Source organism: Mesorhizobium sp. PUT5, assembly GCF_052216645.1.
In the GTDB taxonomy this organism is placed as follows: domain Bacteria; phylum Pseudomonadota; class Alphaproteobacteria; order Rhizobiales; family Rhizobiaceae; genus Mesorhizobium.
On sequence record NZ_JBQOSO010000003.1, the window covers coordinates 1,907,457 to 1,933,181 of the forward strand.

The 25,725-nt window shown below is 66.1% G+C and carries 33 protein-coding genes; 17 read left to right on the forward strand and 16 right to left on the reverse strand.

Features of this window, described 5'->3' with window-relative positions:
* The first annotated feature begins 16 nt into the window (after positions 1-16).
* Complete coding sequence (gene rpsD / locus ACTDI4_RS10750; protein WP_442841129.1) at positions 17-634, forward strand: 30S ribosomal protein S4; 618 nt, start codon at positions 17-19, stop codon at positions 632-634.
* 218 nt (positions 635-852) lie between these two features.
* The gene (ttcA, locus tag ACTDI4_RS10755; RefSeq protein ID WP_442841130.1) at positions 853-1,707 is read left to right on the forward strand and encodes a tRNA 2-thiocytidine(32) synthetase TtcA; all 855 of its coding nucleotides are present in this window, start codon (positions 853-855) and stop codon (positions 1,705-1,707) included.
* Positions 1,708-1,720: 13 nt separating this feature from the next.
* Here the strand turns inward: ttcA and ACTDI4_RS10760 are convergent, their stop codons facing one another.
* Both ACTDI4_RS10760 and grxD read right to left on the reverse strand, forming a co-directional pair.
* Complete coding sequence (locus ACTDI4_RS10760; protein WP_442841131.1) at positions 1,721-2,953, reverse strand: multidrug effflux MFS transporter; 1,233 nt, start codon at positions 2,951-2,953, stop codon at positions 1,721-1,723.
* Between the two features lie 102 nt (positions 2,954-3,055).
* On the reverse strand, positions 3,056-3,391 hold the full coding sequence (grxD, locus tag ACTDI4_RS10765; RefSeq protein ID WP_442841132.1) for a Grx4 family monothiol glutaredoxin: 336 nt from the start codon (positions 3,389-3,391) through the stop codon (positions 3,056-3,058).
* A gap of 151 nt (positions 3,392-3,542) precedes the next feature.
* Between grxD and ACTDI4_RS10770 the strand changes: the two genes are divergently transcribed.
* Positions 3,543-4,337, forward strand: a complete 795-nt coding sequence (locus tag ACTDI4_RS10770) for a phosphodiester glycosidase family protein (RefSeq protein WP_442841133.1) — start codon at positions 3,543-3,545, stop codon at positions 4,335-4,337.
* A 135-nt stretch (positions 4,338-4,472) separates the two neighbouring features.
* On the opposite strand, the gene ACTDI4_RS10775 is transcribed toward ACTDI4_RS10770, so the two are convergent.
* From ACTDI4_RS10775 to purC, 7 genes are all read right to left on the reverse strand, one after another.
* Positions 4,473-4,706 (reverse strand): BolA/IbaG family iron-sulfur metabolism protein, encoded by a 234-nt coding sequence (locus ACTDI4_RS10775; protein WP_442841134.1) that lies wholly within the window; start codon positions 4,704-4,706, stop codon positions 4,473-4,475.
* Positions 4,707-4,720: 14 nt separating this feature from the next.
* Positions 4,721-6,946 carry a phosphoribosylformylglycinamidine synthase subunit PurL gene (gene purL, locus ACTDI4_RS10780; protein WP_442841135.1) on the reverse strand — a complete coding sequence of 742 codons (2,226 nt, stop codon included), beginning with the start codon at positions 6,944-6,946 and terminating at the stop codon, positions 4,721-4,723.
* 121 nt (positions 6,947-7,067) lie between these two features.
* On the reverse strand, positions 7,068-7,484 hold the full coding sequence (locus ACTDI4_RS10785; RefSeq protein WP_442841136.1) for a hypothetical protein: 417 nt from the start codon (positions 7,482-7,484) through the stop codon (positions 7,068-7,070).
* Between the two features lie 38 nt (positions 7,485-7,522).
* The gene (purQ, locus tag ACTDI4_RS10790) at positions 7,523-8,191 is read right to left on the reverse strand and encodes a phosphoribosylformylglycinamidine synthase subunit PurQ (RefSeq protein ID WP_442841137.1); all 669 of its coding nucleotides are present in this window, start codon (positions 8,189-8,191) and stop codon (positions 7,523-7,525) included.
* Positions 8,188-8,445, reverse strand: a complete 258-nt coding sequence (locus tag ACTDI4_RS10795; protein ID WP_442841138.1) for a hypothetical protein — start codon at positions 8,443-8,445, stop codon at positions 8,188-8,190. Before ACTDI4_RS10795 ends, purQ begins: the two co-directional genes overlap by 4 nt.
* Positions 8,446-8,465: 20 nt before the next feature.
* On the reverse strand, positions 8,466-8,708 hold the full coding sequence (gene purS, locus ACTDI4_RS10800) for a phosphoribosylformylglycinamidine synthase subunit PurS (RefSeq protein ID WP_442841139.1): 243 nt from the start codon (positions 8,706-8,708) through the stop codon (positions 8,466-8,468).
* Positions 8,709-8,754: 46 nt separating this feature from the next.
* Positions 8,755-9,546: a phosphoribosylaminoimidazolesuccinocarboxamide synthase gene (gene purC / locus ACTDI4_RS10805; RefSeq protein ID WP_442841140.1), complete on the reverse strand. Its 792-nt coding sequence runs from the start codon at positions 9,544-9,546 to the stop codon at positions 8,755-8,757.
* A 284-nt stretch (positions 9,547-9,830) separates the two neighbouring features.
* Here purC and ACTDI4_RS10810 point away from each other — a divergent pair, with 284 nt between their 5' ends.
* Positions 9,831-10,151, forward strand: a complete 321-nt coding sequence (locus ACTDI4_RS10810; RefSeq protein ID WP_442841141.1) for a DUF1476 domain-containing protein — start codon at positions 9,831-9,833, stop codon at positions 10,149-10,151.
* 106 nt (positions 10,152-10,257) lie between these two features.
* Entirely contained in the window at positions 10,258-11,031 is a 774-nt protein-coding gene (locus tag ACTDI4_RS10815; protein ID WP_442841142.1) for an HpcH/HpaI aldolase family protein, read from the forward strand.
* Between the two features lie 10 nt (positions 11,032-11,041).
* On the opposite strand, the gene ACTDI4_RS10820 is transcribed toward ACTDI4_RS10815, so the two are convergent.
* Positions 11,042-11,590 (reverse strand): RBBP9/YdeN family alpha/beta hydrolase, encoded by a 549-nt coding sequence (locus tag ACTDI4_RS10820; protein ID WP_442841143.1) that lies wholly within the window; start codon positions 11,588-11,590, stop codon positions 11,042-11,044.
* Between the two features lie 197 nt (positions 11,591-11,787).
* On the opposite strand from ACTDI4_RS10820, the gene ACTDI4_RS10825 reads away from it, so the two are divergent.
* Complete coding sequence (locus ACTDI4_RS10825) at positions 11,788-12,612, forward strand: VOC family protein (RefSeq protein ID WP_442841144.1); 825 nt, start codon at positions 11,788-11,790, stop codon at positions 12,610-12,612.
* 24 nt (positions 12,613-12,636) lie between these two features.
* Here the strand turns inward: ACTDI4_RS10825 and purB are convergent, their stop codons facing one another.
* Positions 12,637-13,944: an adenylosuccinate lyase gene (purB, locus tag ACTDI4_RS10830; RefSeq protein ID WP_442841145.1), complete on the reverse strand. Its 1,308-nt coding sequence runs from the start codon at positions 13,942-13,944 to the stop codon at positions 12,637-12,639.
* A 174-nt stretch (positions 13,945-14,118) separates the two neighbouring features.
* Between purB and ACTDI4_RS10835 the strand changes: the two genes are divergently transcribed.
* Positions 14,119-14,376, forward strand: a complete 258-nt coding sequence (locus ACTDI4_RS10835; protein ID WP_442841146.1) for a DUF2171 domain-containing protein — start codon at positions 14,119-14,121, stop codon at positions 14,374-14,376.
* A gap of 6 nt (positions 14,377-14,382) precedes the next feature.
* Here ACTDI4_RS10835 and ACTDI4_RS10840 read toward each other — a convergent pair whose 3' ends face one another.
* Both ACTDI4_RS10840 and ACTDI4_RS10845 read right to left on the reverse strand, forming a co-directional pair.
* Positions 14,383-15,390 carry a P1 family peptidase gene (locus ACTDI4_RS10840; RefSeq protein WP_442843330.1) on the reverse strand — a complete coding sequence of 336 codons (1,008 nt, stop codon included), beginning with the start codon at positions 15,388-15,390 and terminating at the stop codon, positions 14,383-14,385.
* Positions 15,390-16,466: a branched-chain amino acid ABC transporter substrate-binding protein gene (locus tag ACTDI4_RS10845; protein ID WP_442841147.1), complete on the reverse strand. Its 1,077-nt coding sequence runs from the start codon at positions 16,464-16,466 to the stop codon at positions 15,390-15,392. Before ACTDI4_RS10845 ends, ACTDI4_RS10840 begins: the two co-directional genes overlap by 1 nt.
* Before the next feature lie 185 nt (positions 16,467-16,651).
* Here ACTDI4_RS10845 and ACTDI4_RS10850 point away from each other — a divergent pair, with 185 nt between their 5' ends.
* From ACTDI4_RS10850 to ACTDI4_RS10890, 9 genes are all read left to right on the forward strand, one after another.
* Positions 16,652-17,146 (forward strand): flavin reductase, encoded by a 495-nt coding sequence (locus tag ACTDI4_RS10850; protein ID WP_442841148.1) that lies wholly within the window; start codon positions 16,652-16,654, stop codon positions 17,144-17,146.
* A gap of 27 nt (positions 17,147-17,173) precedes the next feature.
* The gene (locus ACTDI4_RS10855; RefSeq protein ID WP_442841149.1) at positions 17,174-18,106 is read left to right on the forward strand and encodes an AAA family ATPase; all 933 of its coding nucleotides are present in this window, start codon (positions 17,174-17,176) and stop codon (positions 18,104-18,106) included.
* Complete coding sequence (locus ACTDI4_RS10860) at positions 18,106-18,432, forward strand: DUF4258 domain-containing protein (RefSeq protein ID WP_442841150.1); 327 nt, start codon at positions 18,106-18,108, stop codon at positions 18,430-18,432. Before ACTDI4_RS10855 ends, ACTDI4_RS10860 begins: the two co-directional genes overlap by 1 nt.
* Positions 18,429-18,641, forward strand: coding sequence for a hypothetical protein (locus ACTDI4_RS10865; RefSeq protein WP_442841151.1), 213 nt, complete (start codon positions 18,429-18,431; stop codon positions 18,639-18,641). The genes ACTDI4_RS10860 and ACTDI4_RS10865 overlap by 4 nt, the downstream gene beginning before the upstream one ends.
* 19 nt (positions 18,642-18,660) lie before the next feature.
* The gene (locus ACTDI4_RS10870; protein WP_442841152.1) at positions 18,661-19,905 is read left to right on the forward strand and encodes a vWA domain-containing protein; all 1,245 of its coding nucleotides are present in this window, start codon (positions 18,661-18,663) and stop codon (positions 19,903-19,905) included.
* Between the two features lie 29 nt (positions 19,906-19,934).
* A complete protein-coding gene (locus tag ACTDI4_RS10875; RefSeq protein ID WP_442841153.1) occupies positions 19,935-20,273 on the forward strand; it encodes an XdhC family protein in 339 nt (112 codons plus the stop codon).
* A gap of 62 nt (positions 20,274-20,335) precedes the next feature.
* Positions 20,336-21,040 carry an XdhC family protein gene (locus ACTDI4_RS10880; protein WP_442841154.1) on the forward strand — a complete coding sequence of 235 codons (705 nt, stop codon included), beginning with the start codon at positions 20,336-20,338 and terminating at the stop codon, positions 21,038-21,040.
* Positions 21,037-22,683, forward strand: coding sequence for an NTP transferase domain-containing protein (locus tag ACTDI4_RS10885; RefSeq protein ID WP_442841155.1), 1,647 nt, complete (start codon positions 21,037-21,039; stop codon positions 22,681-22,683). Before ACTDI4_RS10880 ends, ACTDI4_RS10885 begins: the two co-directional genes overlap by 4 nt.
* Positions 22,684-22,812: 129 nt before the next feature.
* Positions 22,813-23,643 carry an alpha/beta hydrolase gene (locus ACTDI4_RS10890; protein WP_442843331.1) on the forward strand — a complete coding sequence of 277 codons (831 nt, stop codon included), beginning with the start codon at positions 22,813-22,815 and terminating at the stop codon, positions 23,641-23,643.
* A gap of 15 nt (positions 23,644-23,658) precedes the next feature.
* On the opposite strand, the gene ACTDI4_RS10895 is transcribed toward ACTDI4_RS10890, so the two are convergent.
* From ACTDI4_RS10895 to ACTDI4_RS10905, 3 genes are all read right to left on the reverse strand, one after another.
* Positions 23,659-24,705 (reverse strand): DUF1176 domain-containing protein, encoded by a 1,047-nt coding sequence (locus tag ACTDI4_RS10895; protein ID WP_442841156.1) that lies wholly within the window; start codon positions 24,703-24,705, stop codon positions 23,659-23,661.
* 69 nt (positions 24,706-24,774) lie between these two features.
* Complete coding sequence (locus tag ACTDI4_RS10900; RefSeq protein ID WP_442841157.1) at positions 24,775-24,939, reverse strand: hypothetical protein; 165 nt, start codon at positions 24,937-24,939, stop codon at positions 24,775-24,777.
* Between the two features lie 34 nt (positions 24,940-24,973).
* Positions 24,974-25,324, reverse strand: a complete 351-nt coding sequence (locus ACTDI4_RS10905) for a hypothetical protein (protein ID WP_442843443.1) — start codon at positions 25,322-25,324, stop codon at positions 24,974-24,976.
* Here ACTDI4_RS10905 and ACTDI4_RS10910 point away from each other — a divergent pair.
* Complete coding sequence (locus ACTDI4_RS10910) at positions 25,254-25,721, forward strand: hypothetical protein (protein WP_442843332.1); 468 nt, start codon at positions 25,254-25,256, stop codon at positions 25,719-25,721. The two genes, ACTDI4_RS10905 and ACTDI4_RS10910, sit on opposite strands and share 71 nt — an antisense overlap.
* The last annotated feature ends 4 nt before the right edge of the window (positions 25,722-25,725 follow it).

The window sequence follows — 25,725 nt, forward strand, 5'->3', positions numbered from 1 at the left end:
TTTGAAAGGGAATGCGATGAGCAAGCGCGAATCCGCAAAGTACAAACTCGACCGCCGCCTTGGCGAGAACATCTGGGGCCGCCCGAAGTCGCCGGTCAACAAGCGCGAATACGGTCCCGGCCAGCACGGCCAGCGCCGCAAGGGCAAGCTGTCCGACTTCGGCCTGCAGCTCCGCGCCAAGCAGAAGCTGAAGGGCCACTACGGCGACATTTCTGAAAAGCAGTTCCGCAAGACCTACGAGGAGGCCAACCGCCGCAAGGGCGACGCTTCCGAGAACCTGATCGGCCTGCTGGAGTCGCGCCTCGACGCCATCGTCTATCGTTCCAAGTTCGTGCCGACGATCTTCGCCGCGCGCCAGTTCGTCAACCACGGCCATGTCAACGTCAACGGCCGCCGCGTCAACATCGGCTCGTACCGCTGCAAGCCGGGCGACGTGATCGAGGTGCGCGAGAAGTCGAAGCAGCTCGTCATGGTGCTGGAGGCCGTGGGCCTGGCCGAGCGCGACGTGCCGGACTACATCGAAGTCGACCACAACAAGATGGTCGCCACCTACGCCCGCGTGCCCGGCCTCGCCGACGTGCCTTTCGCGGTGCAGATGGAGCCCAACCTGGTCGTCGAATTCTATTCGCGCTGATCGGTTTCCATTCCGGACCTGCAAGGCCGTCCCTCGGGGCGGCCTTTTCTTTGGCCGGCATGTCGGCTAGAGCATGTTGCAGCCAAGTGGAATCACTCGGCGTCGCATACATGCGGCAAAATCAATTAGATAGACCATGATATCGTCCGAAAACCGCTTCACACTTTTCGGCATCGTGGTCTAATGCGGACGCCTGCGAAACCTGAAGGCGATGCGCCATGAACATGCTGCCGGCACAGATCGAGCCCGACGACGCCGAATCCGGCTGTCACCCGCTGTTCCGCGCTGCGCCGCCCTCGGTGGAGTTCAACAAGCTGCGCAAGCGCTTGTTGCGGCAGGCGCGGCAGGCCATCGACGATTTTTCGATGCTGAAGCCCGGCGGCCGCTGGCTGGTGGCGCTTTCGGGCGGCAAGGATTCCTACGGACTGCTGGCATTGCTGCTCGACCTGAAATGGCGCGGCCTGCTGCCGGTGGACCTGCTGGCCTGCAATCTCGATCAGGGCCAGCCGAATTTTCCGAAGCACATCCTGCCGGACTACCTGGATGCCAACGGCATCGCGCATCGCATCGAATATCAGGACACCTATTCGATCGTCACCGGCAAGCTGCCCGAAACCAGCACCTATTGCTCGCTGTGCTCACGGCTGCGGCGCGGGCATCTCTACCGCATCGCGCGCGAGGAGGGCTGCTCGGCGCTGGTGCTCGGCCACCACCGCGAGGACATCCTCGAAACCTTCTTCATGAACCTGTTCCACGGGGGTCGGCTGGCGGCGATGCCGCCCAAGCTGCTCAACGACGAGGGCGACGTGATGGTGCTGCGGCCGCTTGCCTATTGCGCCGAAGCCGACCTTGAGAAGTTCGCTGCGGCGATGGCCTTTCCCGTCATCCCCTGCGACCTGTGCGGCAGTCAGGACGGCCTGCAGCGCAACGCCATGAAGGCGATGCTGGAGGATATGGAAAAGCGCATGCCCGGCCGCAAGGACACGATGATCCGCGCGCTGTCCAACGCGCGCCCCTCGCATCTGCTCGACCGCAAGCTGTTCGACTTCGCCGGGCTCGCGCCCGCCGGCTGAGAGCCGAAGCCGCCTACGTCACAGGCGGATTGTGCGGCTCGAACATCCGGCCGCGCTCGGCCACGAGAACCGCGGCCAGCGCGCCCACCGAGACCAGGCAGAAGCCTGCCGCCAGCGGCGTCACCGTGCCGTCGAACGCCTGGCCCATCATCGTGCCGAGCAGCCCTCCGAAGAAGGTCTGCATGAAGCCGAGTACGGAGGAAGCTGTGCCGGCCAGCGCGCCCAGCGGTTCCATGGCCAGCGCGTTGAAGTTGGAACCCAGCATGGCGAAGGGGATCATCGCCGAGGCGAAGACGGCGATGAACAGCAGCAGCGGGATTTGGCCGGTCAGCGACAGGGCGAGCCAAAGCGCGCTGATGCCGAGAAAGGCGAGCAGCGCGCTTTGTGAAAGGCGGCGCATGCCAATGCGTCCCACCAGCCTCGCATTGGCGAAGTTGGCCACCGCGATCATCCCGGCCACGCCGGCGAAGATCACCGGGAACATCTCGCCCACCCCGTAGATGCCGACATAGATCTGCTGCGAGGAGTTGATGAAGCCGAACATGGCCGCGAAGGTGAAGGTGCTGGCCAGCGTGTAGCAGAGCGCGATGCGGTTGGTGAGCACGATGCGGAACCCGCCAAGCACCGCCTTTGCCGTCAACGGACGGCGATATTCGGGATGCAGCGTCTCCGGCAGACGCAGCACGCCCCACGCGGAAATCACCAGCGCGCCGATGGCCATGGCCACGAAGATGAAATGCCAGCTCGCGAACAGCATGACGACCTGGCCGATGCCCGGCGCCACCACGGGCACGGCCATGAACACCATGAAGATCAGCGACATCACCTCGGCCATGCGGCGTCCCTCGAAGGTATCGCGCACGATCGAGACGGAGATGACGCGCGTTGCCGCCGCGCCTATGCCCTGCACCAGGCGGCAGAGCAGCAGCGTGGCGAAGCTTGGCGCGATCGCCGCAGCGGCCGCGGCGAGAACATAGATGACGAGGCCGATGATGAGCGGCGGGCGGCGGCCGAAGCGGTCCGAGAGGGGACCGAAGGCAAGCTGGGCGACGCCGAAGCCGAGTATATAGGCGGTGATGACGTATTGGCGGTGGTTCTCATTGTCCACGCCGAGGCTGGCGCCGATCTGCTGCAGCGCCGGCAGCATGATGTCGATGGCCAGCGAGTTGAGCGCCATCAGCGCCGCGCACAGCGCGATGAACTCCCAGCGCGGAATCGACAGCCGGGCCGCCTGTGGCTGATCCATGGGGTTTTTCCGATCTCAAACGAAATGCGCCGGCATGCCGGCGCATCGGTCTGTCATGACCCCGTTTCCGGGCAGAGCGGCAGCGCCGCGTCGGCTTGGCGGTCAGGCTGCGCCTTTGACGGCGACGCCCTTTTCCTGGAAGAAGGATTGCAGTTCCCCAGCCTGGAACATCTCACGAACGATGTCGCAGCCGCCGACGAACTCGCCCTTCACGTAGAGCTGCGGAATGGTCGGCCAGTTGGAATATTCCTTGATGCCCTGGCGCAGCTCACTGGAGTCGAGCACGTTGACGCCCTTGTAGTCGACGCCGACATAGTCGAGAATCTGCACGACCTGGCCGGAGAAGCCGCATTGCGGGAAACCGGGCGTGCCCTTCATGAACAGGACGACGTCGTTGCCCTTCACCTCGTTGTCGATGTAATCGTTGATTCCGCTCATGGACGATCCTTTCACGCCTGCGGGAGCCAGGCGGCAAACTATGACATTCAAATAGCCCCCAAGTCGCTTCGAAACAAGCCGCTTGTCCTTTTGCCGGCATGACGGCATCCGCACTGAAATGAGACGCGAGCTTCCACTCCTCGGACAGATGATGAAAAAGCGGCACTTCGCGACGATCTTCGCCGGCGCGCTGGCGGTCGCGGCGGCGATGATCTGGTGGCGCTCTCCGCGCTCGCCCCTGCCGTCGGAGCCGGAGGCGTCCCTGCCGCAAACCTGCCGTGACGTCGATTTCGAATCGGTCGGCTATGTCGTGTGCGAGATCGACCTTGCCGCCTATGAGGTGACGCTGGCCCGCCTGGATGCGCAAGGGCGTCCATACGGGTCGGTGAAGGCTTTCACCCGGGCCGTGACGGCACTGGGCGAGCCGGTGCTGCTGGCCATGAACGCCGGTATGTACCACAAGGATCTGTCGCCGGTCGGCCTGTTCGTCGAGAACGGTCGGCAGGAGGCGCCGCTCAATCTCGCCGACGGCTTCGGCAATTTCTTCCTGAAGCCCAACGGTGTGTTCTTCGTCGCAAGGAACGGCAGGGCAGGGGTGCTGGAAAGCGGCGCCTTCGCGGCGGAAAATCCCGATGTCGCCTATGCCACGCAGTCAGGCCCCATGCTGGTGATCGACGGCAAGCTGCACCCGCGCTTCCTGGAGGACGGCACCTCGCGCTACATCCGCAACGGCGTGGGCGTGCGGGCCGACGGCACGGTGGTGCTGGCCGTCTCGCGCACGGTGGTGAGCCTGGGCAGCTTCGGCCGCCTGTTCCGCGACGCACTCGGCTGTCCGAATGCGCTGTTTTTCGACGGCGCGGTGTCCACGTTCTCCAACGGCAGCCGCGTGATTGTCGGCGGCGACTATCCGGCGGGGCCGATCCTGGCGGTAAGGGCCAAGGGGTAGAGCCGCTTCTACCCCTGCTGGAGCATCGGACCGAAAAATGTTCGGTTTTCGGGTTATTCCGATGCTCGATCAAAGTGTTGGAGCGTCCTTTGCGCGTCCGAAGGGACGCCCGGCGCTCTAAAGAGGCAGAGGAATTTACTCCGGCGCGCTGGTCTGCAGCGCCAATGCGTGCAGCACGCCGCCCATATTGCCCTTCAGCGCCTCGTAGACCATCTGGTGCTGCTGCACGCGGGTCTTGCCGCGGAAGCTTTCTGCCACCACCTCTGCGGCATAGTGCTCCCCGTCGCCGGCAAGGTCGCGGATGGTCACCTTGGCATCGGGAATGCCTTCCTTGATCATCCGTTCGATGTCGCGCGCGTCCATTGCCATACTGTATTCCTCGTTCAGCCTTCCATGAATCGCGGGAACCACGATTCGTGAGCAGTCTTGAGCTGCTCCAGAGGTATGGCACGCGCCTGCCCGAGTTTCAAATCGCTGCCGCCGGTGGTGCCGATCCGTTCGACGGCAATGCCGAGCTTGTTCAACTCGGCCTCGACAGCCTGCCACTCCTTGCCGCTCGGGTCGAGCGAAAGGGTCAGCAGGTAGCGCCCCTGATCCTCGCCGAAGAAGGCGGCCACCGGGTCGGCGCCGGCGGGGGCGTCGACGGAGGCGCCGATGCCGGATGCCATCGCCATCTCGGCCAGCGCCACCGCCAGCCCACCGTCGGACAGGTCGTGACAGGCGGTGACGATGCGTGACGCGATCATCGCGCGCACCTGATCGCCGACGCGCTTTTCGTGGCCGAGGTCGACCGGCGGCGGCGGCCCGTCCGTGCGGCCGTGGATATCGCGCATGTAGACGGATTGCCCGAGATGCGAGCCCCAGCCGGCCGGTGCGCCGACGAGCAGGATCGTTTGGCCTTCCGCGGCAAAGCCGATGCGCGCCATGCTCGCCCAGTCGGCGATCAGGCCGACGCCGCCGATGGTCGGCGTGGGCAGGATGCCCCGGCCATTGGTCTCGTTGTAGAGCGACACATTGCCCGAAACGATCGGGAAGCCGAGTGCCCGGCAGGCCTCGCCGATACCTTTGATGGCGTGGACGAACTGGCCCATGATCTCGGGCCGCTCCGGATTGCCGAAATTGAGATTGTCGGTGGCCGCGAGCGGAAGGGCGCCTGTGGCGGTCAGGTTGCGCCAGCATTCGGCGACCGCCTGCTTGCCGCCTTCATAGGGATCGGCCTCGCAATAGCGCGGCGTCACGTCGGAGGAGAAGGCCAGCGCCTTGGTCGGGTGGCCTTCTACGCGCACCACGCCGGCATCGCCGCCCGGCCGCTGCAGCGAGTTGCCCTGGATGAGGGTGTCGTATTGCTCCCACACCCAGCGGCGCGAGGAAAGGTCCGGCCCGTCGAGCATCTTCAGCAGCGCATCAGCCACATCGGCCTGCGGCACGTCGCCGGCTGCCAGCGGCGCGGGCTTGGCCGGCGCCACCCAGGGGCGGTCGTACTCCGGCGCCTGGTCGCCGAGGTCCTTGATCGGCAGGTTGGCGACCTCCTCGCCCTGATGCAGGACGCGGAAGCGCAAATCGTCGGTGGTGTGGCCGACCACCGCGAAGTCCAGATCCCACTTGCGGAAGATCGCCTCGGCCTCGGCCTCCTTTTCGGGCTTGAGCACCATGAGCATGCGCTCCTGGCTTTCCGAGAGCATCATGTCGTAGGCGCTCATCCGCTCTTCGCGCACCGGCACCTTGTCGAGGTCCAGTTCGATGCCGAGGTCGCCCTTGGCGCCCATCTCGACAGCCGAGCAGGTCAGGCCGGCGGCACCCATGTCCTGAATGGCGATCACGGCGCCGGACGCCATCAGTTCGAGGCAGGCCTCCAGCAGGCACTTTTCGGTGAACGGGTCGCCCACCTGCACGGTGGGGCGCTTCTCCTCGATGTCGTCGCCGAATTCGGCCGAGGCCATAGTGGCGCCGCCGACACCGTCGCGGCCCGTCTTGGCGCCGAGATAGACCACCGGCAGGCCGACGCCGGAAGCCTTGGAATAGAAGATGCCGTCCGTCCTGGCGAGCCCGGCGGCAAAGGCGTTGACCAGGATGTTGCCGTTGTAGCGGGCATCGAAATTCACCTCGCCGCCCACGGTCGGCACGCCGAAGGAATTGCCGTAGCCGCCGACCCCGGCGACCACGCCCGAAACCAGATGCCTTGTCTTGGGGTGGGCCGGTTCGCCGAAGCGCAGGGCATTCATGGCGGCGATCGGGCGCGCGCCCATGGTGAAGACGTCGCGCAATATGCCGCCGACGCCGGTGGCAGCGCCCTGGTACGGCTCGATGTAGGAGGGGTGGTTGTGGCTCTCCATCTTGAAGACCACGCAGTCCCCGTCGCCGATGTCGACCACGCCGGCGTTCTCACCAGGCCCCTGGATCACAACCTCGCCCTCGGTCGGCAGCGTGCGCAGCCACTTCTTCGAGGACTTGTACGAGCAATGCTCGTTCCACATGGCCGAGAAAATGCCGAGCTCGGTGAAGGTCGGCTCGCGTCCGATCAGGTCGAGGATGCGCTGGTATTCGTCCGGCTTCAGCCCGTGGGCGGCCACGAGATCCGGGGTGATCGGGCGGGTGTTGGAAACGGTCATCGCACTTTCCGGTCGGTTCGGCTTTGGGCTCTTCCTAAAGCCTGAAATACCTTGTTCCGCAAGGACGGCCGTCCTCACGGTACAACAAAAGCTCGTTGCGCGGCCTGTTTGCGCGGTCTGTTTACGCGGCCGTGCCGCATTCAGCGCTGCCGGCCTGCCAACGGGCGATGTCGGCACCGATACGGGCGCCGAGCGGCTCGGCCATCAGCGGGCCGAACACCTCGACGCGGCTGGAATTGCCGGTGGCCTGCACCACGAGCAGCGGCTTGCCGCCGTAATGTTTGGCCGGCACCAGCAGGAAGCGCGGCGTGCCGCCGAAATTGTTCAGTTCGTTCGCCATCTGGTACGGCTTGAAGGCCGGGTCTTTGCTGGCGATCCAGCACTTGTGGGCGGCGATCGCCACCTGCTCCATGGCCCTGAGCGATGCGCTCTTCCCGGAAGGGGTCACGGTCGTGTTCGATTTGGACTGGCAGGCGGCAAGTGCCAGTGCGGCAAAGCTGAGGGCGGCGGCGCCGGCGAGGGAAAGGCTCTTCGTCATGCGTCTGCGTTCCTGCCGGGAGGATGGGTGCGATGGGGTCAGGCAGCCAGGCCAAGCGCGCCTTCGAACAGGGCGCGCCCATCGGTGCCGCCATGCGCCGTCTCGATCAGGTTTTCCGGATGCGGCATCAGGCCCAGCACGTTGCCCTTGTCGTTGACGATGCCGGCGATGTCGTTGACCGAGCCGTTCGGATTGGTGCCCTGCGCATAGCGGAAAACCACCTGACCCTGACCTTCGATGCGCGCCAGGGTCTCGGTGTCGGCGAAATAGTTGCCGTCGTGATGCGCCACCGGGCAGCGGATGACCTGGCCCGGGCGGTAATTGCGGGTGAAGGCCGTATTGGCGTTGGCCACTTCCAGCTTCACCTCGCGGCAGACGAAGCGCAGCGAGGCGTTGCGCATCAGCGCGCCGGGCAGCAGGCCCGCTTCCGTCAGAATCTGGAAGCCGTTGCAGACGCCGATCACCTGCACGCCCTTGGCGGCCTTCTCAGCCACGGCGCGGATCACCGGCGAGCGTGCGGCGATCGCACCGCAGCGCAGGTAGTCGCCGAAGGAGAAGCCGCCGGGAATGGCGATGAGGTCGACGTCCGGAATTTCGGTGTCGGTCTGCCACACCGTCACCGGCGGCTTGCCGGAAATCCTGGTCAGCGCCGCAATCATGTCGCGGTCGCGGTTGAGGCCGGGGAGGAGGACGACGGCGGATTTCATTGCGGCTCGTAGGGGGCTTGGGGTTTCTCGGCCAGTTCACGCAGTTCGAGGCGGCGCTCGATGCGGTCTAGGCGTTCGTCATGGCGCGCGAGGATGCCGTAGATGTTATGGATATCGGTCTGTATTCCGATCATATGGCCGCGAATGACGTTCAGTTCCTTCTTGACCTCGGAGACATCCATGCGAAGTTCGGACATGTCATGATGCATCCGCTTCATGAGCTCGTACATCAATTCGTTGCTGACTTCCGCCACCGGGCTCCTCCAGCACAACCTCAGGTGATGGCTATACTATAGTTCTCGATCACCGTGTTTGCCAGCAGCCGGTCGCACATGGCTTTCAGCTCGGCCTCGGCCTTGGCCTTGTCGGGGCCGGCGAGTTCGAGGTCGAACACCTTGCCCTGGCGCACCGAACCTATGCCGTCGAAGCCGAGGCCGGCCAGCGCGTGCTCGATTGCCTTGCCCTGGGGGTCCAGAACGCCGTTCTTGAGAGTGACGGTGACGCGGGCCTTGATCACGCCTTGCAGCTCCAGTCTTGCAGAAACAGAAAAAGGGGCGGGCCGCTCAGTGCGGCCGGCCCTTGGGGTTGCCGGAAGCGACCAGCACGGGGCCGGTCGGCCGCGGCGGCTCGTTCTCGTTCATGATGCCGAGGCGTCGGGCGACCTCCTGATAGGCCTCCACCAGCCCGCCCATGTCGCGGCGGAAGCGGTCCTTGTCCAGCTTGTCCTGGGTGGCGACGTCCCAGAGCCGGCAGGAATCGGGCGAGATCTCGTCGGCCACGACGATGCGCATCATGTCGCCCTCGTAGAGGCGGCCGCACTCCATCTTGAAGTCGACGAGCTGGATGCCGACGCCGAGGAACAGGCCGGAGAGGAAATCGTTGACGCGGATGGCCAGCGCCATGATGTCGTCGATCTCCTGCGGGCTCGCCCAGCCGAAGGCGGTGATGTGTTCTTCCGACACCATCGGATCGTCGAGCGCGTCGGCCTTGTAGTAGAACTCGATGATCGAGCGCGGCAGCACGGTGCCCTCCTCGATGCCGAGGCGTTTGGCGAGCGAGCCGGCGGCGACGTTGCGGACCACGACCTCGAGCGGGATGATCTCCACTTCCTTGATCAGCTGCTCGCGCATGTTGAGGCGGCGGATGAAATGCGTGGGGATGCCCATGCGGTTCAGGTGGTTGAAGATGTGCTCGGAGATGCGGTTGTTGAGCACGCCCTTGCCGTCCACCACCTCGTGCTTCTTCTTGTTGAAGGCGGTGGCGTCGTCCTTGAAGAACTGGATCAGGGTTCCCGGCTCAGGCCCCTCGTAAAGGATCTTGGCCTTGCCTTCGTAGATGCGGCGGCGTGATTTCATCTGATTTTTCTCAGGGTTGGAAGGGCAGGTGGCTGCACCGGTCCCTTTCTGTGGCGGCCTCGGCACGGCCGCAATGGGTTTCAACTCGGGTCTCTAGCGCAATCGCACGCTTTCCTCAATCGACAAATCCGGGCAATACCTGCTTTCCAGGCTGCTTTGAGCAGGGGAAATGCCGCAGCCGCCGCAGTGCCTGCCATATTGACCCGGGCGGGGGCTTTTGGTTTGTGCTCGGCCACCACATATTCTGCGCTACCCGAATCGCAATTCCAGCCGGAGGAATGCCCATGAACGAAATGAAGGACCGCCAGGAAGGCTTCGAGCGCAAGTTCGCGCATGACGAGGAGCTGCGCTTCAAGGCTGCTGCGCGCCGCAACAAGGCGCTCGGCCTGTGGGCGGCCGAAAAGCTCGGCAAGAGCGGCGCAGATGCCGAAGCCTATGCCAAAGAGGTGGTGGTTGCCGACATCGAGGAGGCGGGCGACCACGACGTCTTCCGCAAGATCCGCAAGGATTTCGACGCGGCGGGCGTCGCCCAGTCCGACCACCAGATCCGCCGCACCATGGACGAATTGATGGCGCAGGCGATCGAGGAGATCAACAACACCTGATCTTGGCCCTCTGCGTCAGTGACCGCCCGGCCTTCGGGCGGGTTCCCTCGCATTTGCAGCCGCTTCCGGCCGAAACCGGAGGCGCGGCAGGAAAAGGAGAACGGCCATGTCCCTGAAATCGCGGCTGGAGGCCGGCGAGACCCTTTGCACCGCCTGGTCGGGCGTGCCGGACGCGCTGACGGTCGAGATCGTCGCCGCCCAGGGCTTCGATGCGGTGACGCTGGACATGCAGCATGGCGGCCACAACGAGGATAGCGTGCTGCGCGGCCTCGCCCCGGTGATCGCCGCCGGCAAGCCGGCGCTGGTGCGCATTCCGGTCGGCCGTTTCGACATGGCCAGCCGCGCGCTCGACTTCGGCGCGGAAGCCGTGATCGCGCCGATGGTCAATTCGGTGGACGATGCCCGGGCGTTCGCCGCGTCGATGAAATATCCGCCGCTCGGCGAGCGCTCCTGGGGCCCCACCTACGGGTTCCCGCGCCACGGCAAGGGCAGCCACGCCGAATGGCTCGCCGAAAGCAATGCGCGCACCATGGCATTCGCCATGATCGAGACACGCGCGGCGCTCGACGCGCTGGACGACATCCTGGACACGCCCGGCATCGACGGCGTGTTCCTTGGCCCGTCCGACTTCTCCATCGCATGGACCGAAGGCCGTGCCGTCAGTTCCACGCTGGAGGACATGATGGAGACGGTCGCCTGGGTCGCCTCCCGGGCCCGGGAAGCCGGCAAGCCGGCCGCGACCTATGTCGTCGATCCGGCGATCGCCGGCCGCGTGGTGGCGATGGGCTACCGGCTGCTGGCCATGGGCACCGAGCATTCGCTGATCGCGCTCGGCGCCAGGACGCTGCTGGCCGACGTGAAGAAGTCGATCGGGAAATAGGCTGGCGCTTCTATAGCCGCGACATGAACTGCGCGAAGGTGAACGAGCCTTCCGGCCACGGCCCATGCCCGGATTCCGCGTTGATGTGCCCGATCTCGCCGGCGTCGATGAACAGGGAACCCCAGGCGGCGGCAATGTCTTCGGCCACCTCGAACGCGCAATAGGGATCGTTGCGGCTGGCGATGGTGATCGACGGGAAGGGCAGCGGATCGCGCGGGTAGGGCCCGAAAGTCATCAGGTGTCGTGGCCGGATCTTGGGATTGGCGACGTCGGGCGCGGCCACCAGGAAGGCGCCGGCCACCTTCTTGCGGAAATGCGGAATGGACTGGATCGCGGTCGGCACGCCGAGCGAATGCGCGATGATGACCACCGGCCGCTCGGCCTCGTTGACGGCCTGGATCATCCTCTCCGTCCAGTCTTCGCGCACGGGCTTGGCCCATTCGGCCTGTTCCACACGGCGTGCCGTGGAAAGCCGTGCCTGCCAGCGGCTCTGCCAATGGTCCGGCCCCGAATTGGTGTAGCCGGGTACGATGAGGATGTCTGCGTCTTTGACCTTCATGGCGCGCATGTAGCGAGCGGGCGGGGCACGTGCAACGGCAAGATTCCGTTTCTGGATGATGAACGGCGTGTTCCGTTTTTGCCGGCTTGTGTGAACGATCGGCAGGTACGATTTTGGTGGGGAGAATGAATTGCCGCCCGCTGGAACGGTTCTCCGGGCGGCGGAAAGCCGGGCTTGCACGCCGGATGGAGACGATGATGACCGAACTGCCCTTTGCCGCAACCACGCCGGTCAGCGTGGCACGCGTCGGCCTGAAGGCGAGGAACGCTGCCGCGCTCGCCGATTTCTACGGAGCCGTGGTGGGACTGGAACAACTTTCCCGCGACGGCGAGACGATCACGCTCGGCGCGAAGGACCGCCCGTTGCTGGTGATCGAGAACGATCCCGCCGCCCGGCCGGACGATCCGCGCAGCGCCGGCCTGTTCCACACCGCCTTCCTGCTTCCTGGGCGCGCCGATCTCGGCCGCTGGATCAACCATGCGGTCGAGCGGAAGATCCGGATGGACGGCGCCTCCGACCACATCGTCAGCGAGGCTGCCTACCTGACGGACCCGGAAGGCAACGGCATCGAGATTTATGCCGACCGGCCGCATGAAAGCTGGAAATGGAGCGACGGCCAGGTGGCCATGGCTACCGAGCGCATGAACATTCCCGAGGTCGTGGGCTCCGTTCCGGAAGGCGATGCCGGCTGGCAGGGCGCGCCGGAAAACACCGTGGTCGGCCATGTGCATCTGCGCGTCGGCGATCCGCGCCAGGCCGAGGACTGGTGGCATCGGCAACTGGGCTTCGACACGGTGGCCAGATACGGCTCGCAGGCGGTGTTCCTGTCCACGGGCGGCTACCACCACCACATCGGCGCCAACACTTGGCAGAGCGCCGGTGCCAGCCGCCGCGATCCCGGCCTGTCCGGTCTTGCCTGGGTGGAACTGAGGTCGTCGCTGGCTCCGGCGCCCGCGGCATACGAGGATCCGTGGGGCACTGCCGTCCGCATCGTGCCCGACAAGGCGGCCGCCGCGGCGTGAGCCGCGGCACGGCCGCAGTGCGGCTCAGCTTTCGCCGAACACCCGCCTGAAAATCGTGTCGACATGCTTGGTGTGGTAGCCAAGGTCGAATTTTTCGCGGATATCGGCTTCGGAAAGGGCGGCGGTGACCTCCTTGTCGGCTAGCAATTCCTCAAGGAAATCCTTGCCTTCCTCCCACACCTTCATGGCGTTTCTCTGCACCAGCCGGTAGGCGTCCTCGCGGCTGACGCCTGCCTGCGTCAGCGCCAGCAGCACGCGCTGCGAGTGCACCAGCCCCCGGAACTTGTTCATGTTCTTGAGCATGTTGTCGGGATAGACAAGCAGCTTGTCGATCACGCCCGTCAGCCGCGCCAGGGCGAAATCCAGCGTCACGGTGGCGTCGGGCCCGATCATGCGCTCCACGGAGGAGTGCGAGATGTCGCGCTCGTGCCACAGCGCCACGTTCTCCATCGCCGGGAAGGCGTAGGAGCGCACCATGCGCGCCAGACCGGTTAGGTTCTCGGTCAGCACCGGGTTGCGCTTGTGCGGCATGGCCGACGAGCCCTTCTGGCCGGGCGAGAAATATTCCTCGGCCTCCAGCACCTCGGTGCGCTGGAGATGACGGATCTCGATGGCCAGCCGTTCGATGGACGAAGCAATGACGCCCAGCGTGGCGAAGAACATCGCGTGGCGGTCGCGCGGGATGACCTGCGTGGAGACCGGCTCCGGCTTCAGGCCGAGTTTTTTCGCGACATGCTCCTCCACATAGGGGTCGATGTTGGCGAAGGTGCCGACCGCGCCGGAAATGGCGCAGGTGGCGATATCCTCGCGCGCATGCACCAGCCGCTCGCGGGCGCGGCTGAACTCGGCATAGGCTTCGGCCAGCTTGACGCCGAAGGTGGTCGGCTCTGCATGGATGCCGTGGCTGCGGCCGATGGTGACGGTGTCCTTGTGCTCGAAGGCGCGCCGCTTGAGCGCAGCCAGAAGCGCGTCGATGTCGGCCAAAAGGATGTCGGCGGCGCGCGTGAGCTGGACGGCGAGGCAGGTGTCCAGGACGTCGGACGAAGTCATGCCCTGGTGGATGAAGCGGGCGTCCGGGCCGACGAATTCGGCGAGGTGGGTGAGGAAGGCGATGACGTCGTGCTTGGTCACACGCTCGATCTCGTCGATGCGCTCGACGTCGAACTCGGCCGCACCGCCCTTTTCCCAGATGGTCCTTGCCGCCTCCTTCGGAATGATGCCGAGTTCGGCCAGCGCATCGCAGGCATGCGCCTCGATCTCGAACCAGATGCGGAAGCGGGTCTCGGCCGACCAGATGGCGACCATTTCCGGGCGTGAATAGCGTGGGATCATCGAACGGTCCTGACGTGAAGGAGAATTCGCCGCGTCCTACCAGAGCGGGCCGCAATGCTCAACGCGCAAGCCGCGTGAACCGGTTGCTGCCGGCCAAAGCGTCCCATTTTGCGCATCCCATGCAGCCAAATGCGCCCTCATCCGTTTCTAGCGGGTCGAAACGGAGGACTTGCAATGAACCATGCGGCCAGGATTCGCGAGCACATGGAAATAATCGGTGCGGACGGGGTGCATGTCGGCACCGTCGATGGCGTGGAAGGCGACCGCATCAAGCTTACCAAAGCCGATAGCGGCCAAGGCTCACACAGGGGGCATCACCACTATATTCCCCTGAGCCTCGTGGCCGAGGTGGAAGGCGACAAGGTTCGCCTCTCGGCCAATTCGGACGTGGCCGCGGAGATGTTCGAGGAGGAAAAATCCGACCGAACCTGACGCCGTTCACCCCTTTTGCGACGCCCAGGTCGGCACGAGGTCGCCCGGGGCGGGCGTCGCGGCGAAGACGCCGCGGCTGATGGCGCGCGCCATGGTGGCGCCGGCCGCGGCAAAGAGGTCGATCGCCTCGTCGGGCGAAGGAGCGATTCCGCTCCTTCCCGTCGCCAGCGCGAAGACGAGATCCCCGTCCATCGGCGTGTGCGCCGGCCAGATGGCGCGGGCGAAGCCGTCATGGGCGGAGATGGCCAGCCGCTTGGCCGCGGCCTTGGTCAGCACCGCGTCGGTGGCGATCACGGCAATGGTGGTGTTGGCGCCGGCCTTGGCCTCGCGGAACTTGAGCCGCAGCCCGCTTGCCTCGGCGGGCATCGGGTTGGGCAGGCCGAGGCCGCCGAACTCGTCGCCGATCTCGAAGGGCGCCGCCCAGAAGTGGCGCGTGTCGGCGACCGTTGCCGATCCGACCGGGTTGACGGCGACCAGCGCGCCGAGCGTGATGCCGCTGGGCAGGCGTGTGGAGGCCGAACCGAGCCCGCCCTTCCACACCGCGGTGGTGGCGCCGGCGCCGGCGCCGGCCGTGCCCAGGGCGAAATCGGCGGCAGCCGCCTCGACCGCCGCATAGCCGAGTTCGCGGTAGGGCGGATAGCGGCCCCAGTCCTTGTCCCCGCCATTGAGGAGGTCGAACAGGATGGCGGCCGGAACGATCGGAATATACTGGCCGCGCACCTCGAAGCCGACGCCGCGCTCGCGCAGGGCCGCCTGTACGCCGGACGCCGCGTCGAGGCCGAAGGCCGAGCCGCCGCCCAGCACCACGGCATTGATGCCTTCGACCGAATTATGCGGCTCCAGAAGGTCGGTTTCGCGTGTGCCCGGCGCACCGCCGAGGACCTGCACGGACGCCACTGCCGGCTCTTCGCAGACAACCACCGTAACGCCTGACTTCAGCTTGGCGTCGTCGGCATTGCCGACCTTCAGGCCTGCAACGTCGGTGATGAGGTTTTTGGGGCCGGTGCGGAACATCATTCGCCTTCCATCGGAATGAACCGCGCCCCGTCATAGCGGAACATGCGGTAGGGATTGTGCGCAAGGTCGCCCTTGGCGTCGAAGCGGATCGGGCCGATCGCCGTCATGAAATCCTGGCCGGCCAGCACCAGTGCCAGCGGCTTGCCGGATGTTTCGGCGGCAGACAAGGCTGCCCGTGCGATTTCCACGGCGGCATAGGCGGGCAGCGCATAGCCTTCCGGCCGCACCCGTGCCGTGGCGAAGGCATCCAGCGCCCGCGGGTCGGCCCCGTCGGCCCATTCCGGCGGTGCGATCATCAATGTGCCGGCGGCATAGGGCACCGTGCCGGGCGGTGTACGCAGGGCCTCGCCGCCGGCAAAGACCATGCCCGCATCGAGCTTTTGCGCGTCGCGCTCCATGATGGCGAGGTCCTGCCCGTCGCCACCCACGAAGACATGCGTGGCGCCCGCCTTCTTCAGGCGGCCGATCAGGCCAATCTGGTTGTCCAGCTCGGGGCGGTAGGTGTCGGTGAACACCGGCTTCAGCGCCGCCTGCTCGGCCGCCGCGCGGAAGCTTTCGGCCAGTTCGCGGCCGTAGATGGTCCCGTCGTCGATGATGGCGAACAGGTTGCCGCGCCAGGCCTTGACCAGCATCGCCGCGATGGCGCTGCGCTCGCTGTCCTCGCGCGGCGCCAGCCGGAAGACCGGCCAGCCGGTCTTTTCGCGCCGGTCGGTCAGGCTGTCGGTGCGCACGCCGACCGTTATCGTTGGTATGCCGGCGTCCTTCAGCACAGGCAGCGCCGCCTCGATCGCCTCGGTGCACAGGAAGCCGACGACCATATCGACCTTCTGAGCGGCGAACTGCCGGGCCGCCTGCGCGCCGCCGTCCGCGCTGCAAGTGTCGTCCGCCGTCACCAGCCGTATGCCTGCGGCATCCGCCGCCACCCTGGCGCCCGCCGCGACCTGCCGTCCGAGCGGCGCCGAGGGGCCCGACAGCGGCGCGGCGACGCCCACGGCGAACGCCTGCGCGGCCGCGCCCCCGGCTGGAAGATGCAGCGCCGCAAGGGCGGCGAGGAATGCGGCGGTGATTCGCATCTGCGCGAAAAGATCCTCCTGCGGCGCGGTTGCCGTCCAAGACCTAAAGCGTGGTCGTTTCCGGCGCAACAGCCGAATTCTTGCGTGCCTTTCAGGCACTTCGCCAACGGTCCGGTTCCGTGTGGCCTTATTGTGGGGCAGGATATGCGGCCATATATAGCGGTGGATCCATTGGGAAGTTCATTGTGCTGAAGAAGAACGACGTCGAGCCCCAGGCCTATCGCGATGCAATGGCGCATTTCGCCGGCCATGTGCATGTTGTGACCACCGACGGTCCGGCCGGCCGGCGTGGCGCCACGGTTATCGCGGCATGCTCGGTATCCGACACGCCGCCGACGATCCTGGTCTGCCTCAACCGGCAAAATCCCAAGAACGAGCCTTTTCTGAAGAACGGCAATTTTGCGCTCAATACGCTTTCCTCCCACCAGCAGGCGCTCGCGGCCGGCTTTTCCGGCCAGACCGGCCTTTCGTCCGACGAGCGCTTCGCGCTCGGTCGCTGGGACACCATCTCGACCGGCGCCCCGACCCTTGCCAACGCGCTGGCCGTGTTCGATTGCGAGCTGATCGACACCAAGGATCTGGCCACCCATCGTGTGCTTTTTGGCAAGGTGACAGGCCTGCGCATCGGCGATAACCTGAAACCGCTGATCTATCATGACCGTGCCTACCACGTCCTGTGAGCGGGCCCGCGGGACCCAGGAGACGCAATGACCGGGCTGAAACCGCGCCCCGCTCCGCGCAGCATCGACGAAACGCTCGAACTGCTGACGGGGGCGGACTATGTGGCGGATCGCTCGCTGGCCACGGTGCTGTTTTTGTCGCTGCGCATGCAGCGCCCGCTTTTCCTTGAAGGCGAGGCCGGCGTCGGCAAGACCGAGATCGCCAAGGTGCTGGCCGCAGCACTCGGCCGTCGCCTGATCCGCCTGCAATGCTACGAGGGGCTGGACGTCTCCTCCGCCGTCTACGAGTGGAACTACGCAGCCCAGATGATCGAGATCCGCATGGAGGAGGCGGCCGGCAAGGTCGACCGCTCCGCCATGGAGCGCAACGTCTTTTCCGAGAAATACCTGATCCGCCGCCCGGTGCTGGACGCGCTGACCGGCAAGCCGGGCGCGGCCCCGGTGTTCCTGATCGACGAACTCGACCGCACCGACGAGGCGTTCGAGGCGTTTCTGCTGGAAATTTTGTCCGACTTCCAGGTGACGGTGCCGGAACTCGGCACCATCAAGGCGGAGGAGCCGCCCATCGTCATCATAACCACTAACCGCACGCGAGAGATCCACGACGCGCTGAAGCGCCGCTGCCTCTACCATTGGGTGGACTATCCCGACGCCGCGCGCGAACTGGAGATCGTGCGGCGCAAGGTGCCGCAGGCCAACAGCCGGCTTTCGGCCGAGGTGGTCGCCTTCATCCAGAAGCTGCGCCAGATCGACCTGTTCAAGGCGCCGGGCGTGGCCGAGACCATCGACTGGGCAGGCGCCCTGACCGAACTGGACAAGCTGGCGCTCGATCCCGAGACCATTTCGGACACGATCGGCGTGCTTTTGAAATACCAGGACGACATCGCCCGCATCGGCGAGGGCGAGGGCGGCCGCATCCTCGGCGAGGTCAAGGCCGAGCTTGCGGCTGCGGCGGAGTGATGGGAGCGCTACTGGCGCGGATTCTCGAACTGGCCGAGGCCGGGAAGGTTCGTGTTTCCGCACATGGCCTGGAGGAGCTTGCAAACGACGACATCACGTTCACGGAATTGCTGGAAGGCCTGCCCTTTGCGATTGGCGTCGAGGAGTATGGAGATTATCACAAAGGACCGTGTATACTTGTGCTCCAGGCGGCAATTGATGGAAGCCCTGTTCATGTCTTGTGGGGCATCGCGCGCAACGCTCCCGACATCGCAACCCTCATAACCGCATACCGGCCGGATCCGGATCGCTGGAACGAGGATTTCCTGAAGAGGAAGCCGAGATGAACCGCAAAGCCGTTCGCTTCGTTCACGCGAATGAATATGCCGCAGAGGTCGAAATCGAACTCATCCCCGACGATGACGCCTGGGGCCCCTACATTTCCAAGGACGACGCGATGAAACTCGATCGCGTCCGCTCCGCGCTCAAGCGGGGCGACATTTCGGCGGCCGCGCGCGAAGCCCGCGTGTTCAAGCTGATGCCGCTCTCTGCCTGACAAGCGATGTCTGGCTGCGATGAAACGGACAGCACATAGTAGAAACGAGCAGGACGGCCGCATCGCCGACAACATCGTCTATTTCGCGCGCGCGCTGCGCAAGGCCGGCATGCGGGTGGGGCCGGCTTCGGTGAAGGACGCCATCGAGGCGGTGCTGGCCGCCGGCATCGGCAGCAGGGACGATTTCTACTGGACGCTGCATTGCGTGCTGGTCACGCGCCACGAGGACCACGCCACTTTCGACGAGGCGTTCCGCCTGTTCTGGAAATCGCGCGAGCTGATCGAGAAGATGCTGGCCATGTTCTCGCCGGTGGCGCCCGACAGGCGCGAAAAGCAGAAGCCGCGTGCCGCCGAAAGCCGCGTGGGCGAGGCGCTGCTGGAGGGCCGGCAGAAGGATCGGCCGCCACGCGAGATTCCCGAGGTCGAGGTCGACGCCCGCTTCACCGTTTCCGGCGACGAGGTGCTGCGCGCCAAGGATTTCGCGCAGATGAGCGCGGCCGAGCTTGCCGAGGCGCGCCGGGCGATCTCCGACCTGCGCCTGCCCTTCGATCTGGTGGCCACGCGCCGTTTCCGGCCAGACCCGCGCGGTGCCCGCATCGATCCGCGCGCCATGATGCGGCATGCCGCGCGTGCCGGCGGCGGGCTGATCCTGCCGAAATTCCGTTCGCCGCGCCAGCTGCATCCGCCGCTGGTGGTTCTGGCCGACATTTCCGGCTCGATGAGCCAGTACAGCCGCATCTTCCTCCACTTCCTGCATGCGCTCAGCGAAAAGCGCCGGCGCACCCACGCCTTCGTCTTCGGCACGCGGCTGACCAACCTCACCCGCCAGTTGCGCAACCGCGATCCGGACCAGGCGCTGGCCGACTGCTCGTCGGCGGTGCGGGACTGGTCGGGCGGCACGCGCATCGGCGATGCGCTGGCCGAGTTCAACCGGCTGTGGTCGCGCCGCGTTCTGGGGCAGGGGGCCGTGGTGCTGCTCATCACCGACGGGCTTGAGCGCGACGACGCGGGCGAGCTTGCGCGGGAGATGGAGCGCCTGCGCAAGTCCTGCCGGCGGCTGATCTGGCTCAACCCGCTGCTGCGTTTCGACGGCTTCGAGGCGCGTGCGCGCGGCGTCAGGGCCATGCTGCCGCATGTCGACGAATTCCGCCCGGTGCACAATCTGGAAGCGCTTGCCGATCTGTGCGCTTCGCTGGACGGGCGCGCCGGCCGCGAAGTGGACCCCCGCCGCTGGATGCAGGGTGGCATCCGGGCCGCGGCATAGCTATCTATCGGGTGGGTGGAGGAAAGATCATGGAACACAACACCGATCTGGACGAGGTTCGCGACCCTCTCATCATCGCCGAAGGATGGAAGGAGAAGGGGCGGGACGTCGCCATCGCCACGGTGGTCGAGACCTGGGGCTCGGCGCCGCGCCCGGCGGGCAGCCATCTGGTCATCGATGCGGAAGGCAATTTCCACGGCTCCGTCTCCGGCGGTTGCGTGGAAGGCGCCGTCGTCACCGAAGCGTTGGAGGTGATCGAAGGCGGCAAGGCGAGGATGCTGGAATTCGGCGTCGCCGACGAGACCGCCTGGCGCGTGGGACTTTCCTGCGGCGGGCGCATCAAGGTCTACGTCGAACGTCTGGGGTGACCGAATTGCGCGAGGGCGAACTGCAAATCGCCGCGCCCTGACGCAGTTTTAAAGGGGCGATCATGGACCTGCAGCTTCTCAAGGAATTGAACGCCGACCGCCGCGACCGCCGCGCGGCGGTGCTGGTGACGGATCTGGGCGACGGCAGCGCCCGCCTCGTGCACGAAGGCGAGGCGATTGCCGGCGAGTTGGGCGGCGCGATCGCCGGCGCCTTCCGTACCGGGCGCTCCGGCTCGGTCGAGGCGGAAGGCCGGACCTATTTCCTCAACGCGCATCTGCCGCATCCGCGCCTCGTGGTGATAGGCGCCGTCCATATCAGCCAGGCGCTGGCGCCGATGGCCAGGATCGCCGGCTATCCGGTGGAGATCATCGACCCGCGCACGGCCTTCGCCACGAAGGACCGTTTTCCCGACGCGCCGCTCCATGCGGAATGGCCTGAGGACGTGCTGAAGCGCCAGCCGCTGGACGGCTACACGGCGCTTGCCGCCGTGACGCATGACCCCAAGGTGGATGATTTCGCGCTGAAGGCGGCGCTCGACGCGGATTGCTTCTATGTCGGCGCGCTCGGCAGCCGCAAGACACATGCAAAGCGCGTGGAGCGCCTGCTGGCGCTTGGCGCCCGGCCGGAGCAGATCGCGCGCATCCATGCGCCGATCGGGCTGGAGATCGGCGCGGCGAGCCCGGCCGAGATCGCGGTCGCTGTGCTGGGGCAGGTGATCGGCGCCTTCCGCTCGCGCGGGCTGGAGGCGAAGGAGAAGGTGGCATGAGATTCGGCCCGGTTCCGCTCGACGAGGCCGAGGGCGCCATCCTCGCCCATTCCACCGTGGTCGGCGACCGGCGCCTGCGCAAGGCAACCCGCCTGGGCGCCGACGACATCGCCGCCTTCCGCGCCGCCGGCCTTGCCGAGGTGGTGGTGGCGGTGCTCGCTACCGACGATGTGGATGAGAACGAGGCCGCCGGACGCCTTGCGGGCGCCCTCGGCTTCGCCGGCATCGAGGCGCGCCCGCCCGCCACCGGCCGGGTCAATCTTCATGCGACCGTCTCCGGCATCTTCACCGTCGACAAGCAACTGATCGATTCCATCAATCTTGTGGACCCCGACATCACCATTGCCACCATGCCGGCCTTCGCACCGATGGTGGAAGGCCAGATGGTGGCCACCATCAAGATCATTCCCTTTGCCGTGCCGGAGGACATGCTGCAGAGGGCGATCGCGCTCGCCCGCGGACGTGAGGCGTTCCGCATGAACCCCTACACCCCGCTGAAGGTGGGCGTGGTGCAGACCGTGCTGCCCTCCATCAAGACCAGCGTCCTCGACAAGACGCTGCGCGTCACCGAGGAGCGCATCGGCCGCACCGGCAGCACGATCTCGGGCGAGATCCGCACCCCGCATGCCGCGCCGGAGGTGGCGCAGGCCATCGTCGATCTGGCGGGCGAGAGCGACATGGTGCTTGTGTTCGGCGCGTCCGCCATGAGCGACCCGGACGAGGACGTCATTCCGGCCGCGATCCACGCTTCTGGCGGCGTCGTCTATCGCTCCGGCATGCCGGTCGATCCGGGCAATCTGTTCGTGCTGGGCGAGCGGCAGGGCAAGCCGGTCCTCGGCGCGCCCGGCTGCGCCCGCAGTCCCAGGCTCAACGGCTTCGACTGGGTGCTGGACCGGCTGATGGCCGGCATTGCGGTGACCCGGGAGGACATCGCCGGCATGGGGGTCGGCGGGCTCCTGATGGAAATCCCCACCCGGCCGCAGCCGCGCGAGGCACCCGCCGTCAAGGCAGGCGCCAATGCCCCGCCGGAAGCAAAGGAACAGGAACTCAAGGTGCATGCGGTGCTGCTGGCAGCCGGCCGGTCGAGCCGCATGGGCGGGCCGAACAAGCTGATGGCGCTGTTCGACGGCAAGCCGCTGGTGCGGCGCGCGACCGAGCGCGTGCTGGCCTCGAAGGTTGCCGGCACGGTGGTCGTGACCGGCCACCAGCAGGAGCGGGTGCGTGAGGCCCTTTCGGGGCTTGCCCTGCGGTTTGTGGAAAATCCCGATTTCGCCGACGGCCTCTCCACCTCGCTCAAGGTGGGCGTGGCGGCGCTGCCGCACGATGCCGCCGGCGCGCTGATCGTGCTGGGCGACATGCCGGGCGTTTCCGGCGAAGACCTCGACCGCCTGATGGACGCCTTCCGCAAGGCCGGCGGCGCCGCGGTCGTGCGCGCTTCTCACCAGGGCAAGCGCGGCAACCCGGTGCTGCTGCCGCGCGCGCTCTTTCCCGCCATCTCGCATCTGGAGGGCGACACCGGCGCCCGCCATCTGATCGAGACCGGCGGGCTCGACGTCATCGACGTGGAGATCGGCGCCGGTGCGGCGGTGGACGTCGACACCCCCAAGGCACTGGCGGCGGCCGGCGGCGTGCTGCAGGACTGACACGTTGACAAGCGGCATGTCGGGGCGGCAAGGACAGCCATGTCCATGCTGCGGGGTTTGCCGTTGCGCCTTTCCAGATTCTTCACCCGCGCCGTGCCGCCGGCTCTGGCCGCACTTCTGGCCGCCGGCATGGCTGCCGCCCAGCCGCTGACGCTGAAGCCCTTCAAGGACGATCTCTTCGCCTATCCGGCACTGCTGTCTTCCGAAAAGGGCGACCTCTACCGTGTGTTCGACTATCGCGAGCTTCGCGACATCAACCAGCGCGACGAGGTGCCGGAGCGCCGGGTGCGCAGCCAGTACACCGCGCTCGGCGTGCGCAAGGCGCAGCAGGACCTTACGCTGGAGAGCGAGGCCGGCGCGGTGCGCTACATTGCCGTGGGCAACACCAAAGGCGCATCCGTCATCACGCTCTACCTGCACGGGCAGGGCGGCTCGCGCCGGCAGGGCGTCGACGATTTCACCTTCGGCGGCAACTTCAACCGCATCAAGAACCTGATGGCGGATAATGGCGGGCTTTATCTCTCTCCGGATTTTCCCGATTTCGGCGACCGCGGCGCCGCCCAGGTGGCCGCCCTGATCGACCACTACGCCGAGGCTTCGCCCGGCGCGAAAATCTTCGTCGCCTGCGGTTCGATGGGCGGCGCGCTGTGCTGGAAGCTGGCGGCCCGCAAGGACACCGGCGCCCGCATGGACGGGCTGCTGCTGCTCGGTTCGCTCTGGGACGAGAGCTTTTTCACCAGCCCCGCCTTCAGGCGCAAGGTCCCCATCTTCTTTGCCCAGGGCAGCAAGGACCCGGTGTTTCCGGTGCAGAACCAGGAAGCCTTCTTCCGCTCGATCCTGTCGAAGTCGCCCGGCTATCCTGCACGCTTCGCGCGCTTCGAGACCGGCACCCACGGCACGCCCATCCGCATGGCCGACTGGCGCGAGACGCTGAACTGGATGCTGTCGCTTGCGCGCTGAACAAGCGGGCCGCGTTCAGGGCGCCGTGTTGTAGTCCAGCACCGTCTGCGGATTGACCTCGCCGTCGTAGGAGGCGTCGACATCATATTGCACAAGGCTGAATTTCCCGTTGCGGAACAGGTAGATGCCCGACGACGACGCATCGCCGGCGCCGCGCCACTTGTCGTGCGTGACGATGCTGTGGGCAGCCTCGTCATAGCCGGAATTGACCAGCAGGTCCGTGGTCTGGAAGCCGATGATGCTGATCGCTTCGACCTTGCCCTGACTGTCGCCGTTCTCGTAGTGGATGTCCAGTTCGGGCACGGCAAATTGCAGTTGGCGCATGCCCTCGTCGTCATGGACGTAGTAGGCCGCGGTCTCGTTATAGGTGGACATCGCACAGAAGAAGCGGAACAGCCTGACCTCGCGTTCCGGCTCGTTCTCGGCGGCATCGGCCGTGTGATAGCGCAGGATGCGGGTCTCGGGCGTCCCGACGGGAGCTCCGTCCGGCGTCTGCTCGTCGCATCGCGAGGCGTAGGTAGCTGCAAAGGCCGCCTTGGCCTGCTCCAGAGCGGCATCCCGGCGCGGCGGCGCCGGGCCATCGCCGCAGCTTTCGGGCGGCGCATCGGCCAGATCGGCACTGGAAGGCTTCAACTCGCCCTTTTCGATATGGATCGGGTTGAAGGGCGGTTCCTGGACCTGCGCGTTCACCTGCCGCAGCGTATAGCAACCGGCAAAGACCTTTGCCGAGCCGTCCCTGGCGGTGGCGCGGATCGCAACGGGAAGGCTGAAATAGACGCTGCCCGCGGCCCCTTCTTCAGAAGCCTGGCCGGTCTCGACCTCGACCTTTTCGGTGTCCTCATATCCCTTGACGAAGGCGTCGAAGTCCTTGGCGGGCTTGGCTTCGCCGTAATAGTCCCAGGCGCGGGCATATTCGTGGCGATTGATGGCGCTGTAGAGCGAGCGGATCACGGAAGCCGCGTCGGAGCGGTCGTCGACATAGGGCGCCTCGGCGGCCGCCGCCTGCGAAAGCGCGGCGGCGACGACAAGCGAGGCGATCGCGGCGGCAGGCAGGCTTTTCATCGCGAATCTCCGTTCGGCCCGTAAAGCCTACCGCAGAATGCGGCGCTGCGGTGGCGCCGGCTTACAGGCTCAGCGCTGCGACATTTCCCGGGCGATGCGCGGGAAATCGGCCGGCTTGACGCCGATGTCGGAACGGTCGGCGTTGCTCATGGAATGAAGCAGCGCGAGAGCCGCGCGGTAGCGCGCCTGCTCGGTCGGACGCGGGCGGGAGAAAAGCTCGGTGAAGAACCCCATGGGGCCAGGCTCCTGTTGGTCCTCCCTGCGCCGTTTATATAGACAGAATATGACGATTGTGCAGTGCAACATCGACATGACCGGCATGCGGCATTTTGTCGGTCATTTCGGGCAGCGGCAGGCGCGGCGTTGGTTCATGGAAAAACGAATCGATGCTCTTGGCCTCGATGGCGTCAGCCGCTAAATTGCCCGGGCCTCTAAATTGCGCCGAAAGGTGCACATGCATTTTTAACGAGGCGAAACCTATCGTCGGCCGGGATAGTCGAGCCAGGGAGGCGAACATCGGTATCGGGGCCAAGCAGGATTTTGCTTCGCTGCTCGACGATCTTTTCACCGCCTCCGGCATGCCGGAGGGGCCGGTGGAAAGCGCGGCACGGCCATCCATTCCCTTCGACTATCTGTCGGTGGCCGACGAACTGCATTCGGGGCGCATCAAGGTCTCGGGTGAAGTCTTCAACGCCGAATATCGCGCCGTCGGCAGCGATCTTGCCGACGAATTCGCGGCCCTGTTTGCCGACGCCAAGGCGACGCTTCAGCAGGAGCAGCCCGCGCCGGAAGAGAAGCTGCCGCCCATCGATCCCGAATCGATCGCTGCCGAGCTTGGCCTGAACAAGGTCGAGAAGGCGGCGGATTTCGGCAGGCTGCGCCGCAGCTTCGCCTTCTCCAACCATCCCGACCGCGTCGCGCCGCACCTGCGGCAGCGCGCCATGATCCGCATGCAGGTGGCCAACATGCTGATCGACGACGCGCGCCGAAAGGCGCTGGCCGCAGCGCGGCGCTGATCCC